At 63.8% G+C, this 14,291-nt stretch carries 12 protein-coding genes; 2 read left to right on the plus strand and 10 right to left on the minus strand.

Annotated features, from left to right (window positions below; translation table 11 throughout):
- Positions 1–156: 156 nt before the first annotated feature.
- From BAU07_RS01875 to BAU07_RS01885, 3 genes are read right to left on the minus strand one after another with little or no spacing between them, the layout of a single operon-like run.
- Positions 157–936, minus strand: a complete 780-nt coding sequence (locus BAU07_RS01875) for a hypothetical protein (RefSeq protein WP_066653339.1) — start codon at positions 934–936, stop codon at positions 157–159.
- A 55-nt stretch (positions 937–991) separates the two neighbouring features.
- Positions 992–2,152 carry a formylglycine-generating enzyme family protein gene (locus BAU07_RS01880; protein WP_232338227.1) on the minus strand — a complete coding sequence of 387 codons (1,161 nt, stop codon included), beginning with the start codon at positions 2,150–2,152 and terminating at the stop codon, positions 992–994.
- A 25-nt stretch (positions 2,153–2,177) separates the two neighbouring features.
- The gene (locus BAU07_RS01885) at positions 2,178–3,836 is read right to left on the minus strand and encodes an arylsulfatase (RefSeq protein ID WP_084025107.1); all 1,659 of its coding nucleotides are present in this window, start codon (positions 3,834–3,836) and stop codon (positions 2,178–2,180) included.
- A gap of 525 nt (positions 3,837–4,361) precedes the next feature.
- Between BAU07_RS01885 and BAU07_RS01890 the strand changes: the two genes are divergently transcribed.
- Entirely contained in the window at positions 4,362–5,048 is a 687-nt protein-coding gene (locus BAU07_RS01890; protein ID WP_066664553.1) for a DUF3313 domain-containing protein, read from the plus strand.
- A 113-nt stretch (positions 5,049–5,161) separates the two neighbouring features.
- Positions 5,162–6,121 carry an HAD family hydrolase gene (locus tag BAU07_RS01895; protein WP_198168858.1) on the plus strand — a complete coding sequence of 320 codons (960 nt, stop codon included), beginning with the start codon at positions 5,162–5,164 and terminating at the stop codon, positions 6,119–6,121.
- A 13-nt stretch (positions 6,122–6,134) separates the two neighbouring features.
- Here the strand turns inward: BAU07_RS01895 and BAU07_RS01900 are convergent, their stop codons facing one another.
- From BAU07_RS01900 to BAU07_RS01930, 7 genes are read right to left on the minus strand one after another with little or no spacing between them, the layout of a single operon-like run.
- Positions 6,135–6,998 (minus strand): amidohydrolase family protein, encoded by an 864-nt coding sequence (locus BAU07_RS01900; RefSeq protein ID WP_066653345.1) that lies wholly within the window; start codon positions 6,996–6,998, stop codon positions 6,135–6,137.
- 21 nt (positions 6,999–7,019) lie between these two features.
- Entirely contained in the window at positions 7,020–8,738 is a 1,719-nt protein-coding gene (locus BAU07_RS01905) for a class I adenylate-forming enzyme family protein (RefSeq protein ID WP_066653347.1), read from the minus strand.
- Between the two features lie 57 nt (positions 8,739–8,795).
- Positions 8,796–9,899 (minus strand): ABC transporter ATP-binding protein, encoded by a 1,104-nt coding sequence (locus BAU07_RS01910; RefSeq protein WP_066664556.1) that lies wholly within the window; start codon positions 9,897–9,899, stop codon positions 8,796–8,798.
- 19 nt (positions 9,900–9,918) lie between these two features.
- Complete coding sequence (locus tag BAU07_RS01915; RefSeq protein ID WP_066653349.1) at positions 9,919–11,502, minus strand: phytoene desaturase family protein; 1,584 nt, start codon at positions 11,500–11,502, stop codon at positions 9,919–9,921.
- A gap of 12 nt (positions 11,503–11,514) precedes the next feature.
- Positions 11,515–12,342, minus strand: a complete 828-nt coding sequence (locus BAU07_RS01920; RefSeq protein WP_066653351.1) for an ABC transporter permease — start codon at positions 12,340–12,342, stop codon at positions 11,515–11,517.
- Entirely contained in the window at positions 12,339–13,175 is an 837-nt protein-coding gene (locus tag BAU07_RS01925; protein WP_066653354.1) for an ABC transporter permease, read from the minus strand. Before BAU07_RS01925 ends, BAU07_RS01920 begins: the two co-directional genes overlap by 4 nt.
- A gap of 8 nt (positions 13,176–13,183) precedes the next feature.
- On the minus strand, positions 13,184–14,254 hold the full coding sequence (locus tag BAU07_RS01930) for an ABC transporter substrate-binding protein (protein ID WP_066653356.1): 1,071 nt from the start codon (positions 14,252–14,254) through the stop codon (positions 13,184–13,186).
- Between the last annotated feature and the right edge of the window lie 37 nt (positions 14,255–14,291).

Consider the following 14,291-nt stretch of genomic DNA (forward strand, 5'->3'; position numbering starts at 1 on the left):
GAGGCGGGGTGCTCAGTGACGAAAGACGATGCACCAGTTCCGCTCCAGCGACATCGCTGCTACGTCGTCGGTGCCGAATAGCCATTTCACGAATGTCAACCTGCGGCCACCCTTGGCGGACTGTCCGTCCGAGAGCGAACGGGCGTCATGAAGCGTTCAGAACTTCATGCCTACGCCCAGATAGAGTCCCTCGGTCTTGACTTGATAGAGAAAGTTGTTGGATTCGTACTTCATGCTGATGATCCGGTAGCCAAACTTTCCCACCACCGACTTCGTGAAGTCGTAGTTGGTTCCGGCGATAAGCTGCCAGGAATACTTGGTTCCACCGGTTCCCGCGTCGGCATAGCCCAGCACAGACCATTTGTCCGTCAGGTAGTAGCGGGCCCGCACCCCCAGGAATCCATCGACCCAGCTGACGTTGTTGCTTCGGTCGATGCCGTTGGGCAAGCGTGGACTTCGCGAAAAGGAGAGCTCGCCGTCCAAGTAGGTATAGCGGGCGCCGCCCAGCACATCGATGGGCATTACCCGATCATCGACGACCCGGTAGGCGCCAGCGAGTTGCAATATGGTTTGCGATACTTTCAGTTTTGCCGTGCCCAGCTCGCCGCCGGCCAATGGCTCCGAGTCCTGCCCCAGCTTGACATACATGGCGTCGAACAGCACACCCCAGCGACCCTTGCGTGCTTCGATGGTGCCCATGGCGCCCACGTCCAGATTGCGCCATACGTCCGAAAAGCTGGTGTCGAATTTGACCGTGGGCGTCCGGGCCCCGATACGCCCCCAGCCGCTCATGCCGGCCGCCCAGAAGTAGGGCGTCACTTCGAACTGCCATGTGTCGGCGGATGGACTGGCTTGCGCCAGGGCGGACGTGGAGGCCGCGAATGCAAGGACCGCCAGCGAAGGTCGGGCACATCGGCCAGACAGTGAGCGTTTCATCGAGCCTCCCCATGGCATCTTCACGTGACATCGCGCTCTTCGTGGATCGCTGCGCTTACGGGCCGGCCATTGCCTGCGTTGCACTTTTCGGGCGGCGCGCCTCCTGCTGCCATCGGGTATCGTCCATGACCAAGCGGAAGCCGAGGTGGGACATGCTGTTGTACGGGTCGGCGCCGCGCCGGGCGCTGGGCCGATAGCTCAGGCAATAGGATTCATTGCAGAGGAATGAGCCGCCTCGCGTCACGCGCTTCGGGGCGTTTGCCGGAACGCCGGGCTCATGCGGGTCATAGCTTTCCGAAGGTCCGGCCGGATCAATGATCTGCCTGCCCAGGGCCGCCTCCCGCTGGAACTGGTCGAAGCGATACCAATCGGCCACCCATTGCCATGCGTTGCCGGTCATGTCGGACAAGCCATAGCCGTTGGGGGGATACGTTCCCACCGGGCTGGTGCCCGGAGAGGTCCTGGCGTTGTCGCCAGTGACGGGGAAGGGTTGTGCCTGCTGCCCTTGCCAGACATTGGCCATCTGCTTGCCAGCCGGAGTGAAGTCGTCGCCCCAGGCGTACGTGGCCTGCTCCAATCCGCCCCGCGCGGCGTACTCCCATTCCGCTTCGGTCGGCAAGCGCTTGTGTGCCCACTTCGCATAGGCCTGCGCATCTTCGTACGACACCTGGACCACGGGATGGTCGTCCTTGCCGTCGATGTTGCTCTCGGGGCCCAACGGGTGCCGCCAGTCGGCGCCTGCCACGTACCGCCACCATAGTGCCATGTTGTCCAGCGCCACGGGGCCGGAGGTTCCGGCAAACACCATGCCTCCCGGTACAAGGGCCGCGTCGGGCGGCTTGCTCGTGCCGGGGGGCAACTGGACGCGCAAGGACTCCCAGTCCGGCTTGCGCTCGGCCGTTGTGATGTATCCGGTGGCGTCTACGAATTTGCGGAATTGCGCGTTGGTGACATGGTGCTGATCCATCCAGAATCCGCGCACCTTGACCGGATGAGCTGGTCGCTCGTTCGGCTGGGCCGGCCGCGCATCGCTGCCCATCTGGAAGGTTCCGCCCTCGACCCATACCATCCCGGCGGGGCCAACGATGCCATCGCCCGCCCTGGCCCCTCGGTGTTCTTCCGGCGCCACGATATGTGAGCCGCCGAGGAGCGACCCGACAGCGATCAAGCCGATCGCCGTCAGCGTCATGCAGCGTGGTTTGGTTCCGAGTTTCATGAGCACGCTCCGAGGTTCGCCCGACTCAATTGCCCACATGCGACTCTACGGCCTTCTGGATCTGCGCCTTGACAGCATCGAGGTTGAAACTCGCACCTCTTTGCATGGGGGGATAGTCGATGGCGGTTTGGGCGAGTTGCGCGATCTCTTGCTGCACGAACTGGAACCGCCAGAACTCATAGATGAACCAGCTGTAGAAATTGAGGGAGCCGCCGTTGGCCGTCGGTATGCCGGTGCGCTCGAAGGGGTCGAGTCGCAGGTTGGTCAGGATAGGCCAGTCGACCTTTATCGTCCCACCCAACCATCCGTTCGGCTGGTCGGTGAAGCGGTATTTATAGTCGTCGATGCGTACCGCGGAGAGCGTGCTTTCCGTGAAATAGATGATCTCGTGGCGAGCCGATGGACCCTTGCCGGTTATCAGCGCGGTCTGGTCGTACCCGTCCAGGTGAATCCGGTAAGTCCTGTCCCCCAGTTGCTTGCCCTTTTTAAGTTCTTCGGCGATGTTCGGATTGCCGGCCGCCGCAAGGAATGTAGGGAACCAGTCCATGCCCGACATGATCCCATTCTCGATTTTTCCCGCAGGCACCTTGCCTGGCCAGCGCAATATCGCCGGCACGCGGAAACCACCTTCCAGCGCCGTCCCCTTGCCGCCCGCGAAGGGAGTCTGGCCACCGTCCGGCCAGGTGAAGTTTTCCGCGCCGTTGTCCGTGGTAAATACGACGATGGTGTTGTCGTCGATGCCCAGGTCCTTCAGCTTCTTCAACACGAGACCGATATCGTCATCGAGCTGTGCCATTCCGGCTTCTGAAATCGACCAGCCGTTTTCCGCGGTGCGCCTGCTCTGGTACTTTTCCGACAAGTGGGTGACGACGTGCATCCGTGTGGGATTCAGCCAGACAAAAAATGGCTTTCCTTCCGTATGGGCCTTGTCTATGAAATTCAAGGTGAAGTCGCGGATTTCGTCGTCAACGGTCTCCATCCGCTTCGGATAGAGAGGGCCGGCGTCTTCGATCCTCTGCTTTCCGATCTTCCCCCAGCGCGGTTGTTCGGTCGTGTCTTCCGTGTCCGTGGCCCAGCTATGCACCATATTGCGCGGCCCGACCGTAGCTTTCAGGGCCTGCGGATAGTTCGGATGAGCCGGATCTTCCATCGCGTCCAGGTGATAAAGGTAGCCGAAGAATTCATCGAAGCCATGTACGGTCGGCAGGAACTTGTTGAGATCGCCAAGGTGGTTCTTCCCGAACTGTCCAGTTGCGTATCCCATGGATTTCAGGGCGGTAGCGATAGTGGCGGCTTCCGCCGGAATCCCGATCGGGGAGCCGGCCTGGCCGACGGTCGTCAGGCCCGTGCGTATGGGCAGTTCGCCGGTGATGAAGTTGGCCCGCCCGGCAGTGCAACTGGCTTCCGCGTAATAGTCGGTGAACCGCATGCCTTCCGCCGCCATCTTGTCCAGGTTGGGGGTCCTGCTCGCCATGATCCCCTGGTGATAGGCGCCGACGTTGAACCAACCGATGTCGTCGCCCATGATCACAATGATGTTCGGTTGTCGGCCCGTTGGCTGGGTTTGGCTCTGTGGCGGGCTTTGGACTTGGCCTTGGGCCTGGGTCTGTGCCTGACAGAAGGGTGGCACAGCCGGCAGCAAGGCTGCCGAGACGAGCAGGATCTTCAGTATTCGTTGCTTCATGTCGACGCTCCTTGACCGGTATCACGGAGGAGCGAAACGTAAACCGCGCAGCCGGTCCCGAAACCGCTCCAGAGCCCCAACGATTTATGAAAGCAAGTAGTTGCAAGTCGGGCAGTACGGCTGGCCGGCGGGCGTAAAAGTAGCCGCCGGGCCACTTCCAATAGTGTTTGGAATGCCCGAAAGCGTTCTTGGCGGTTAATGTTCTTTCGCTTTTACTTATTGGCCCGTTCGGTCGTCAGCGGAAGAAGGCGCCACGAATCCGATATGGCAATACTGCGCAAGCTACGCGAGCGCTTGCGACCTTGCAGCCTCGTTTACCCGGTAGCAACCCGCATTGAGGTCGCTGAATGGCCTAATCAAACAGGAGCCATCGTTCGGCTGACGGTCCGGGCAGCCTGGCGGCGTAGCATGTGCTTTATCCACGTCTCGGCCTTGCGGATGAATGGAGGCCGGCCATACTCCAGGTCAGGCGGTTGTGTCAGGAGTTGCGCGGTGGCCATGGCGACAATCCTCGGGAGACATACCATGATTCCGCATTTGATCAGGCTGGTCTGTGTAGGAGCATTGGCGACGCTTCTGATGTCGGGCTGCGCGAACACGAACAAGCCGACGGACTCAGGCTTTCTGAAGGATTATTCCAGGCTGAAGACCGAGGACGTGCCAGGTGGCGGAACGAGAAGAGCGTACGTCAGTCCTGACTTTACGCCGTCTCGTTACAACGCGATCCTGCTGCAGCCGGTGGTGTACTACCCGGACCCGCAGCCGACAGAAGAAGTTCCGATGGAGACGCTCGCGAGCATCCGCTCCTATGTCGAAACATCGGTACGCCAGAAATTTGGACAGCAGGTGATGCTGACCGACAAACCGGGTGCGGGTGTGGCCAACGTACGCATTGCCATCACGGCCGTCGGTGCGGAAACACAGGCGCTGAAGGCGTATCAATACATTCCCATAGGCCTTGCGATAACCGGCGTCGTGGCGGTGGCCGAGGGCGGTCGACCGAAGGACGCGACCATCGCCATGGAGACGTCGGTGACCGACAGCATGACGGACGAGTTGCTGTACGCCGCTGTTCGAGGAGGCACCGGCAAGCGTATCGAAGCGGCATCGCAGGGCGCCGGGGGCGTCGAGCCGGCAGACCTGCAACCCCTCATCGACACTTGGGCTGATGGCGCTGCGCAGGAAATCGGGAAGTACGTGGCCCAGAAGTAGTGATAGGTGGGCGACGTTGCCCCGATTCGACATCCGAGGTCGCTATGAACCACGTACGTCTCGCCTCCTGCCTGGTCAGGCTGGTTCTATGCGTTTTCCTGCTGGGACATGCCTTGCCGGCGGGCGCGCAGGCCGACCCGCTGCCCTCCTGGAACGATGGCCGTTCAAAAGACGCGGTCCTCTCCTTCGTGAAAGAGACGACCGACCAGACACATCCGAACTTCGTGCCTCCGGAGGCACGGGTGGCAACGTTCGACCAGGATGGCACGCTGTGGGTCGAACATCCGATCTATGCCCAGCTCTCGTACTGCCTGACCCGCGTGGCAGTATTGGCGCAAACCAGGCCGGAGTTCAAGACCACGGAGCCATTCAAGACCGTGCTGTCAGACGATGCGCGCGCCAAGTCTAAGTTGTCGCGCCAGGATCTGGAGAAGATCATCGCCGCTACCCTGACAGGAATGTCGGTGGAGCAATTCAACGCCGAGGTGAGCGACTGGCTGGATACAGCCAAGGATCCACGTTGGCGGCGCCCATACACCGACCTGGTGTACCAGCCCATGTTGGAACTGCTTCAGTATCTGCGGGCGAACGGGTTCAAAACCTATATCGTCACCGGGGGCGGTCAGGATTTCGTCCGGGTGTATGCCGCGCGCGTCTATGACATCCCGCCGGAGCAGGTGATTGGAACCGCGGGTGACGTCACGTATGGCTATGGCAAGGACGGCAAGCCCGTGCTGACCAAGGCGGCCAAGCTGCTTCTCGATAACGATGAAGCGGGGAAGGCCCAAGGTATTCACTTCATGGTTGGACGCCGGCCAGTCGCAGCGTTCGGCAATTCGGTGGGCGATCGGCAGATGCTGGAATACACCAAGGGCGGCGCCGGCGCGCGCCTGGCCATGTTGGTCATGCACGATGACCATGCACGCGAATACGCGTACGGCCCGGCGCAAGGACTGCCGGATACAAAGGCCGGGACTTTTACGCAAGAGCTATATGACCAGGCCAATGCACAAGGGTGGACGGTCATCAGCATGAAGCGCGATTGGAAGCACGTATTTCCCTGGGAAAAGTGACCATTGCCCGGAATCAGATTGCTGTATCCAGGCCCAGGAATTCCGCGGCGTTGTCGCATAGCCAGCGCTGGCGCACTTCATCCGGCAGGGGCAGGGCGGAGAATTCGTCCAACGTGCGCGGTACAGGCATCATGGGGAAGGCGGTCCCGAAGATCATGCGGTGCTTCAAGACCGTTTTCCCGTACTGCAATAGCGGCTCGTAGCCCGAGTGCGACGTGGTCATCAGGCGGGGCCGGATCGCCAGGGTGCCGATCCACAGGTTGGGGTGGCGCCATGCCACTGCGATCAGTTCGTTGACCCAGGGCCAGCCCGGCGGCGACGCGCATACGCGCAATTCCGGGAAGTCCCTCAGGACGCGATCCAGTGCTCGCGGATGCCCATGGTGCATAGCCGCGTGTGTGGAAAAGTTCGTGCCGCAATGGACGTTGACGGGCACGCCGAGCTCCACGCATTTCGCGTACAGCGGATAGAGCAGGCGGTCATCGATGTCCAGGCCCAGTTCGAAGCCCTGGATGTTCAGGCCGCGCAGGCCCAGTTCACGGACTGCGTGCTCCAATTCGCGCACCGCCGCCATGCCGCGATGTGGATCGACACCGGCAAAGCCGACGTAGCGCGGCCCGTGGTCGCGGCAGAAGGCCGCCACGGTCTCGTTGGCGATCTTGAACCCGAAGGTGGAGCCCAGGTCGCGCGCCTTCAGGACCACGGCGCGCGCGTCGAGGCGTTCATAGGTGTCGAGGTAGTCTCGCAACGCGTCGGCGCCCGCTTCGCGATCTACCTGGGCTTCGCTATTGCTGTAGACGCGGCGGTAGTTCGACAGATGGGGCGCCTTGCCTTCGAACCCTGGCGCGGGCGGGCGGCTGGAGAAATCGATGAACATGGCGTTCTCCTCTGGGCTCGGTCAGCGCCAGGTCGATTGTTGGCGGTCGTAGCTGCCCGCGAATGGATCGACGGTCTCGGCGATGAGACGTTTCTTGGCGATCTTGCGCGACGGTGTACGGGGGAAATCCTCTTTCATGTACTGCAGGTAGCGCGGGACCTTGAAAGGCGCGAGATGCCGGGCGCAGTGCGCGAAGATCGCTTCGGGCGGAACATCCGCGGCGGTCAGGCCGGTGCGCAGCTTGATGTACGCCTTGACCTCCTCGCGGCGCAACGGGTCGGGCACCGGGACGACGGCCGCCTCTTCGATGTCGTCCATGCCGCGCAGTACGGCCTCGACCTCGTTGGCGGCGATGTTCTCGCCCGCGCGCTTGATCATTTCCTTGATGCGGCCGACGAGGTAGTAGTAGCCATCCGCATCGCGCCGGAACAAGTCGCCGGTGCGGAACCAGGGACCGTCGAAGCTCTCCGCGTTGGCCTGCGGCCGCTTGTAGTAGCCCAGGAAGATGCCGCGCCCGCGCACCCACAGTTCGCCGATTTCGCCTTCGGGCGTCGGCGTGCCGTCCTCATTGCGGATATCGAAACGGCGGTAGGCTGCCGGCAGCCCGCAACTGCGCAAGAGCGACATTTCCCGCGCCCATGCGGGCATGAGCGCTCCCGTGCCGATCTCCGTCATGCCGTAGCCTTCCCGCGCCGTCAGCGCGAAGCGGCGTTGCACGTCGCGCCGCGCCGACTCGGTCCAGCCGTAGATGCTGATGTACTTGAGGCTGATCTTCAGGTCTTCCTCGGATTCGGGGTAATGCGACAGGGCCGGCTCCGGGAAGATGCAATAGTGGATGCGATAGTCCTTCAGCCAGGACATGAAGCGGCTCAAGCTCATGCGGTCGGCGATGAACGCCGTACCACCCAGCGCCAGCGTCATCAGGAACTGCCACATGGGGTCCATGTAGAAAAACGGCGCCCAGATCAACACGTTCTGGATCCCACCTTCGTCGGTGCGCCGATGCCGGGCGGAATTGTGCGCATGGATCATCCAGTAGTCGTGCGTCAGCAGGCACCCCTTGGGAAAGCCCGTCGTGCCGGAGGTGTACTGCAGGTTGAGCACGTCCGTACGCGCGACCGGCGCGGGCGCGACGAATCCGGGGCTGCCATCGCGGACCAGGGCGCTCCAGTCGGGATGGGCGGTGTCGTCCCGTGTGCTGCCGGTTTGCGGGTCCACGCGGTCCACGCCGTCGTCCTGCGCATCGCCAGGCCGTGTGTCCACGGTTTCCGCGTGAACGACGATCCGCTCGGGTGCGAGCAGGGGCGGCAGCACGGGCAATGCATCGAGCCTGGGAAGCAGGGCCGAGTCCACGATCACATACTGCGCGTCCGAATCCCGCAGTACGAAATCCAGCTCATCGGTCGTGTACGAGGTATTGACCGGAACCATCACCGCACCGATGCGCCCCAGCGCCACCCAACTGACCGGAAACGCCGGTGTATTGCCCAGCATGACCGCGACATGGCAGCCTTTGCGCACGCCGCGGAGCAGCAGGCTGGACGCCAGCCGGTCCGCCTGCTCGTTCAGTTCGGCATAAGTCATGGATCGGCGCTGCTCGAACCATACGGCGGCAGTGGCGCCGCCCATCAGCGCCGCGCGCTGGCGCACGAATTCGCCCAGCGATTCGGGCAGGGCAAGCGACTCTTCGCGTTCCCGGCGGACGAGCTCGGCCTGCACGGTCGAAGACTGTGTATGCATTGAATTTCCCTCAAGTATCCGGTCGCAGCCCGCGGCGTGCTGCCGTTTAACGTAGACCTAGTCCAGCACCACGCAATCCCGGTGCGACCACGTCAGCCGTACCGGGGCATCGCGCGGCAGCGGTATCCGGTCGCGCCGGTTCTGTTCCTGCACCACCATCCGGATCGACCCGGCCACGCGGACGTGGTGGCGTACGATGCCGCCCAGGATGATCGTGTCTTCCAGGATGCCGTCCACCGTTTGGAGGCCCGCGCCGGCCTGCTCGCCAACCGGCTGCATGGCGATGCTTTCCGGCCGTAACAGCAGGCAGGCGGACTTGCCTGGCGCCGGCGCGTTCGCCGCCGGTGCGGCGGCGGTCGATGCGGCAAGCGTGGCGCGGGCATCGCCGAACCCGGTGGACACCGCCACACCGTCGTCGGTGGCCGCCCGCACATCGCAAGCCAGCAGGTTCGCCGTGCCGATGAAATCGGCGGCAAAGCGGGTGGCGGGGCGGAAGTACAGGTTTTCCGGCCGGTCCTCCTGCTCGATGCGTCCGCCGTTCATCAGGACGATGCGGTCGGACATGGTCAGCGCCTCGTCCTGGTCGTGGGTGACATTCAGCATGGTGATGCCGAGTTCGGCGTGAATGCGCCGCAATTCCAGCTGCATTTGCTCGCGCAGCTTCTTGTCCAGGGCGCCGAGCGGTTCGTCCAGCAGGATCAGCGCGGGGTTGTAGACGATGCAGCGCGCCAGGGACACTCGCTGCTGCTGGCCGCCGGAAAGCTCGCGCGGCTTGCGCGCGGCCAGGTCGGGCAGACGGACAAGCGCCAGCACATCGCGCACCTTGCGTTCGATCTCCGTCCTGGAGAGCTTGCGCACCCGCAACGGGAAGGCAATGTTCTCGAACACCGTCATGTGCGGCATCAGGGCATAGTTCTGGAACACCATGCCCAACTGCCGCTGGCTGGGCGGGCTGTTGGTGACATCGCGACCGCCGATCAGTATCCGTCCCGTGGACGGCGGCACCATGCCGGCGATCAGGTTCAGCAGGGTCGTCTTGCCGGACCCGCTGGGGCCGAGCAGTGTCACGAATTCGCCTTTGCGCACCGCCAGGTCCACGGGATGCAGGGCCTGTACGCTGCCATAGCGTTTGGAGACTTGCCGGAGTTCGATCATGTTCATGGCGACTGGATCCATGGATTCAGCGGTTGCCGCGCAGGATCACGCGCGCGGCGTTATGGCCGGGTACGCCGGTCACGCCACCACCTGGATGGACGGAGGCGCCGCACTGGTACAGGCCGGCGATGGGGGTGCGATAGTCCGCGGCGCCGCGAACCGGTCGGCGGAAGAAGATCTGGTCGGCGCTGAGCTCCCCATGGTGGACGTGCCCGCCGGGCAGGGCGAATCTTTCTTCCAGGTCCTGCGGAGCGAGCACCTGTACCTGGTCCACGCAGTCGCGGAATCCGGGCGCATGCGCTTCCAGCGTTTCGAACACCGTGTCGCGCAGGCGGTCGCGCGCCATGTCGCGGTCGTGGTCCAGCAATCGGTAGGGAGCATGTTGGCCGAAGATGCTGATCAAATGTTTGCCGGCGGGCGCCACGGTGGGATCCAGCTTGCTCGGCGTAAGGACCACCAGCGGCAGCCGGGGCGCCAACATGCCATGGCGGGCGGCGTCGTAGGACTGCTCCAGGTAGTCCACTGACGGCGCGATGCGGACCTGCGTGGGGTAATCGAAACCGGCCGATGCCGCATCGAAGTCCTTGAAGACCGGCAGCCGGTTCATGGCCAGGTTCACCTTGAACGCGTGAGATGCGTCGCGGATGCGATCGACGCGCTGCATGAACTCCGTGGGTACGTTCGACGGATCGATGAGTTCGCGGAACAGGACCTTGGTGGCGGCATTGGAAACCACGCAGGTGGCGCGCAGCGTTTCGCCGCTGGCCAGCGTGACGCCCGTCGCTCTGCCGCCTTCCACATTGACCCGGGCGACCGGAGCGCCCAGGCGAACCTCCATGCCGTGCGCCTGCCCCGCGGCCGCGATGGCTTCGGAGATCGACCCCATGCCGCCGCGTACGAACCCGGCCGGCCCCGCGGGCGTGGTGTGATCGCGGACATAGCCACGCAACAGCACATAGGCCGAGCCCGGCGCGGACAGCGTGGTGGTGGCGCCGCCGCACGCCACATAGAACCCCAGCGCCGCGATCACTTCGTCGGATTGGAACCAGCGTCCCAGGAAATCCCGCGCGCTCAGCGTCAAAACGTCGTAAAGATCATAGAACTGATCGCCTATATTTCGGTAGCGCCAGGCGAAGCCAAGCAGCCGCAGCCGGGACGACAGGTCGCGCGCCGCCGGATCGGGCGGGATCTCCCACAGCATGCGCGATACCGTAGCGCCCAATCGGGCCATATGGTCGCGGTAGCGGGGGTAGGCCGCCGCATCCGCGGCGCTGTAGCGCGCCATGCCGGCGTGGATCCGGGCGTCGTCGCCAAAGGTAAGGCTACGTCCTTCGCCGTACAGGTGCAGCATGGGCGTGGGGGGAATGATGGAATAGCCGTGGCGTGCCAGTTCCAGTTCCTGGATGATGCGCGGCTGCAGCAGCGCCATGGTGTAGGAGGCGACCGATACCCGGTAACCGGGCCACACCGCCTCGCTGACCGCCGCGCCGCCGATGACCTCACGCCGCTCCAGCACGCATACCTTGCGGCCGGCCCGCGCCAGGTAGGCCCCGCAGACCAGTCCGTTGTGTCCACCGCCGATGATGATTGCGTCGTAGCTTGTCGCCATGGGTTTCCTTGGTCAATCGGATCGCCGATGTGTCGGCTGCAAGGCCATGATGGCCAGGCAGACCACCAGCGACAGCAAAGTGAGCAGGGTCGATACGGCGGCCAGCACCGGAGAGACCTCCCAGCGGATCGCGCTGTACATCTTCACGGGCAGGGTCATGGACTCCGGGCCTGTGATGAAGTACGCGATGATGACCTCGTCGAAGGAGATCAGGAAGGCGAAGAGGGCGCCCACGAGGACGGATGGCCGGATCTGCGGCAGCACGACTTCCGTGAAAATGCGCAGGCGGCCAGCGCCCATGATCATGGCGGCGGTTTCGAGCGCGGGATCGGCGTGTCGCAGCCCGGCGCCCAGGGCGACCAGCATGAAGGGAATGGTTGCCACGGTATGCGCCAGGACCACGCCCAGCGTCGTGTTGACCAGGCGCAGGGTGGACAGGTGCATGTACATGCCCAGGCCCAGCACCACCACGGGCACCAGCATCGGCGCCAGCGAAACCAGTTCCAGCACGCGGCGGCCGCGAAAGCGCCCGCGCGCCAGTGCATACGATGCCGGCAGGGCGATCAGCAGCGACAGCGCCGTCACGCAGCCCGCCACCAGCAGGCTTTGCAGGGCCGACCCCCACCATGCGGGATCGCCCAGGAACTGGCGGAACAGCGCCAACGAGAACTCCTTGGGCGGAAAGCTCAGCTCCTGCGTGCCGCTGAAGGAGATCGGAATGACGATCAGGCTGGGCAGCAGCAGGAACAGATAGCCGATCCACGCGGCGGCGGCGCCGGCCAGGCGCCAGGCGTGCCGCGCGGTGAACACCGGAGGGTGGTGTGCGTCGGGTTCAGTCATGCGAATGTCGTCTCCCGGTCGCGCTGCACCCGGATCAGCATTGCTATCAACAGGGCCGATATGGCCAGGAGCACGAAGGCGATCGAGGATGCCAGGTTCCAATCCAGGGTCTGCCGCGTGTAGAAATCGATCAGGTTGGCCAGCATCATGTCCTGGCGGCCGCCGAGCAGCGCCGGCGTGATGTACATCCCCATGGACAGCGTCAGGCACATCAGCACTCCTGCGCATACCCCGGGCAGGCTCAGCGGCAGGGTGATGCGGGTAAAGATGCGCCATTGGCCGGCGCCCATGATCTCCGCCGCCAGGTGCAGGCTGCGATTCTGGTTGATCAGGCTGGCCATGACGGGCAGCACCATGAAGGGGAGCAGGTAGTTGGTCATACCGAGGACCACGCCTGTGCGATTGAACAGCAGCTCGACGTGCCATGTTCCGCCCGATATCCATCCCAGCAGCCGGTTCACGAGACCGCTATTGCCCAGGACGATGGTGAAGGCATAGCTCTTGACCAGGATGCTGGTCCAGAAAGGCAGCATCACCATGATCAGGTAGGGCGCCCGGCGGCGTGCCGGCATGGCTGCGAGGTGCATCGCGATCAAGTAACCCAGCACCAGGCTGGTCAGCGTGGCCAGCACGCTGATGTGCAGCGTATTGCCCAGCACGCGATGGATCAGCGTGCCGCTGGCCACCTCGGCATAGCCGCGCAGGGTGTAGCCGTGGTCGTAGATACTGGACCAGCCCACCAGCCCCAGCGGCACCAGGAAGAACAGGAGCAGCAGCGCGCAGAGGGGAACCAGCAGGACGACCACGGTCCTGGTGCTCAGGGTATGCGCCATGGCGTGCCCTAGACCAGCAGCCACTCGGTGAAACGGCGCTGCAGCTTGTCGTAGTGCTCGCCCCACCAGGCGTCGTTGATGATGATGGCGTCCGGGCTCTTCATGTCGGGCATGCGGCGACGGGCGTCCGCGCTGGCGAGCTCGACGGCCCCCGCGACGTTGGGCGAGAACTCCACCTGTTCGCAGAACGCCGCCTGCCGGTCCGGACGCAGGCAGAAGGCGACATAGCGCATGGCATTCTGGATATTCTTGCCGCCCTTGGGGACGGCCAGGTATTCCAGGCTGTTCAAGGTCTGGCGCATGGACATGGCCACCGACGAGCCCGCGCGCTGCGCCGGCAGCACGCGGCTCAGGTAGGTGTAGGAGAAATCGATTTCATTGCTGGTCAGCAGGGTCACGGTTTCCGGCGTGGTCTCGATCCACTTGCGCACGGCCGGCTTGATGCGGTCCATCGACTTGAAGGCCCGTTCGACATCCAGCGGATACAGCTGCGCCGGCGGAACGCCGTCGGCGAGCAGGGCCATCTCCAGGTTCTCGCTGGCCCGCGAGCGCAGCCCGCGCCGCCCAGGAAAGCGCTTCAGGTCCCACAACTCGGCGAAGGTCGTCGGATGCTTGCCGTCGGGAAACTTCCTGGGGTCGTAGGCGATGCCGCCGGCATAGGAATAAGTGCCCACATGGTCCTTGCCGGCCGGCTGCAGCAGCTTGCCGGTGTCGACGATCCCCGCATCAATGGGCGCCCACAGGCCCTGGCGCGCACCGGCCATGATCTGCGGTCCAATGCTATCGAACACGTCCCACGATACGTTGCCGCTGTCGACCTGTACCTTCATCCGTGTCAGGTCGGCGTTGTTCACCAAAGTGACGGCGATACCTGTTTCCTTGGCGAATGGCTCGGCAAAGGCTTGCCGCACCGCCGTTTCATACGCGCCGCCCCAGCAGGTGACGCTGATGCCGCGGCTCTGCGCGCGCAGCGGCAAGGCGGTGCCGAGGGTGGCCATGCCGGCCATGGCCACGCCGGCCTTCAACAGGGAGCGGCGCGATACGCCCCGGCCCTGGCTTTGCGGATCATGCTTTTTCATGTCGACCCCCTTGTTCCGTTCACTGCGGTTGCGGATG

Origin of the sequence: Bordetella flabilis (assembly GCF_001676725.1) — a bacterium.
Lineage (GTDB): Bacteria > Pseudomonadota > Gammaproteobacteria > Burkholderiales > Burkholderiaceae_B > Bordetella_C > Bordetella_C flabilis.

Coding starts and splice junctions, on each gene's coding strand:
- BAU07_RS01890 (WP_066664553.1), top strand. CDS start 4,362: ATGATTCCGCATTTGATCAGGCTGGTCTGTGTAGGAGCATTGGCGACG.
- BAU07_RS01915 (WP_066653349.1), bottom strand. CDS start 11,502: ATGGCGACAAGCTACGACGCAATCATCATCGGCGGTGGACACAACGGA.
- BAU07_RS01925 (WP_066653354.1), bottom strand. CDS start 13,175: ATGGCGCATACCCTGAGCACCAGGACCGTGGTCGTCCTGCTGGTTCCC.
- BAU07_RS01905 (WP_066653347.1), bottom strand. CDS start 8,738: ATGCATACACAGTCTTCGACCGTGCAGGCCGAGCTCGTCCGCCGGGAA.
- BAU07_RS01880 (WP_232338227.1), bottom strand. CDS start 2,152: ATGAAACTCGGAACCAAACCACGCTGCATGACGCTGACGGCGATCGGC.
- BAU07_RS01875 (WP_066653339.1), bottom strand. CDS start 936: ATGAAACGCTCACTGTCTGGCCGATGTGCCCGACCTTCGCTGGCGGTC.
- BAU07_RS01910 (WP_066664556.1), bottom strand. CDS start 9,899: ATGAACATGATCGAACTCCGGCAAGTCTCCAAACGCTATGGCAGCGTA.
- BAU07_RS01920 (WP_066653351.1), bottom strand. CDS start 12,342: ATGACTGAACCCGACGCACACCACCCTCCGGTGTTCACCGCGCGGCAC.
- BAU07_RS01900 (WP_066653345.1), bottom strand. CDS start 6,998: ATGTTCATCGATTTCTCCAGCCGCCCGCCCGCGCCAGGGTTCGAAGGC.
- BAU07_RS01885 (WP_084025107.1), bottom strand. CDS start 3,836: ATGAAGCAACGAATACTGAAGATCCTGCTCGTCTCGGCAGCCTTGCTG.
- BAU07_RS01930 (WP_066653356.1), bottom strand. CDS start 14,254: ATGAAAAAGCATGATCCGCAAAGCCAGGGCCGGGGCGTATCGCGCCGC.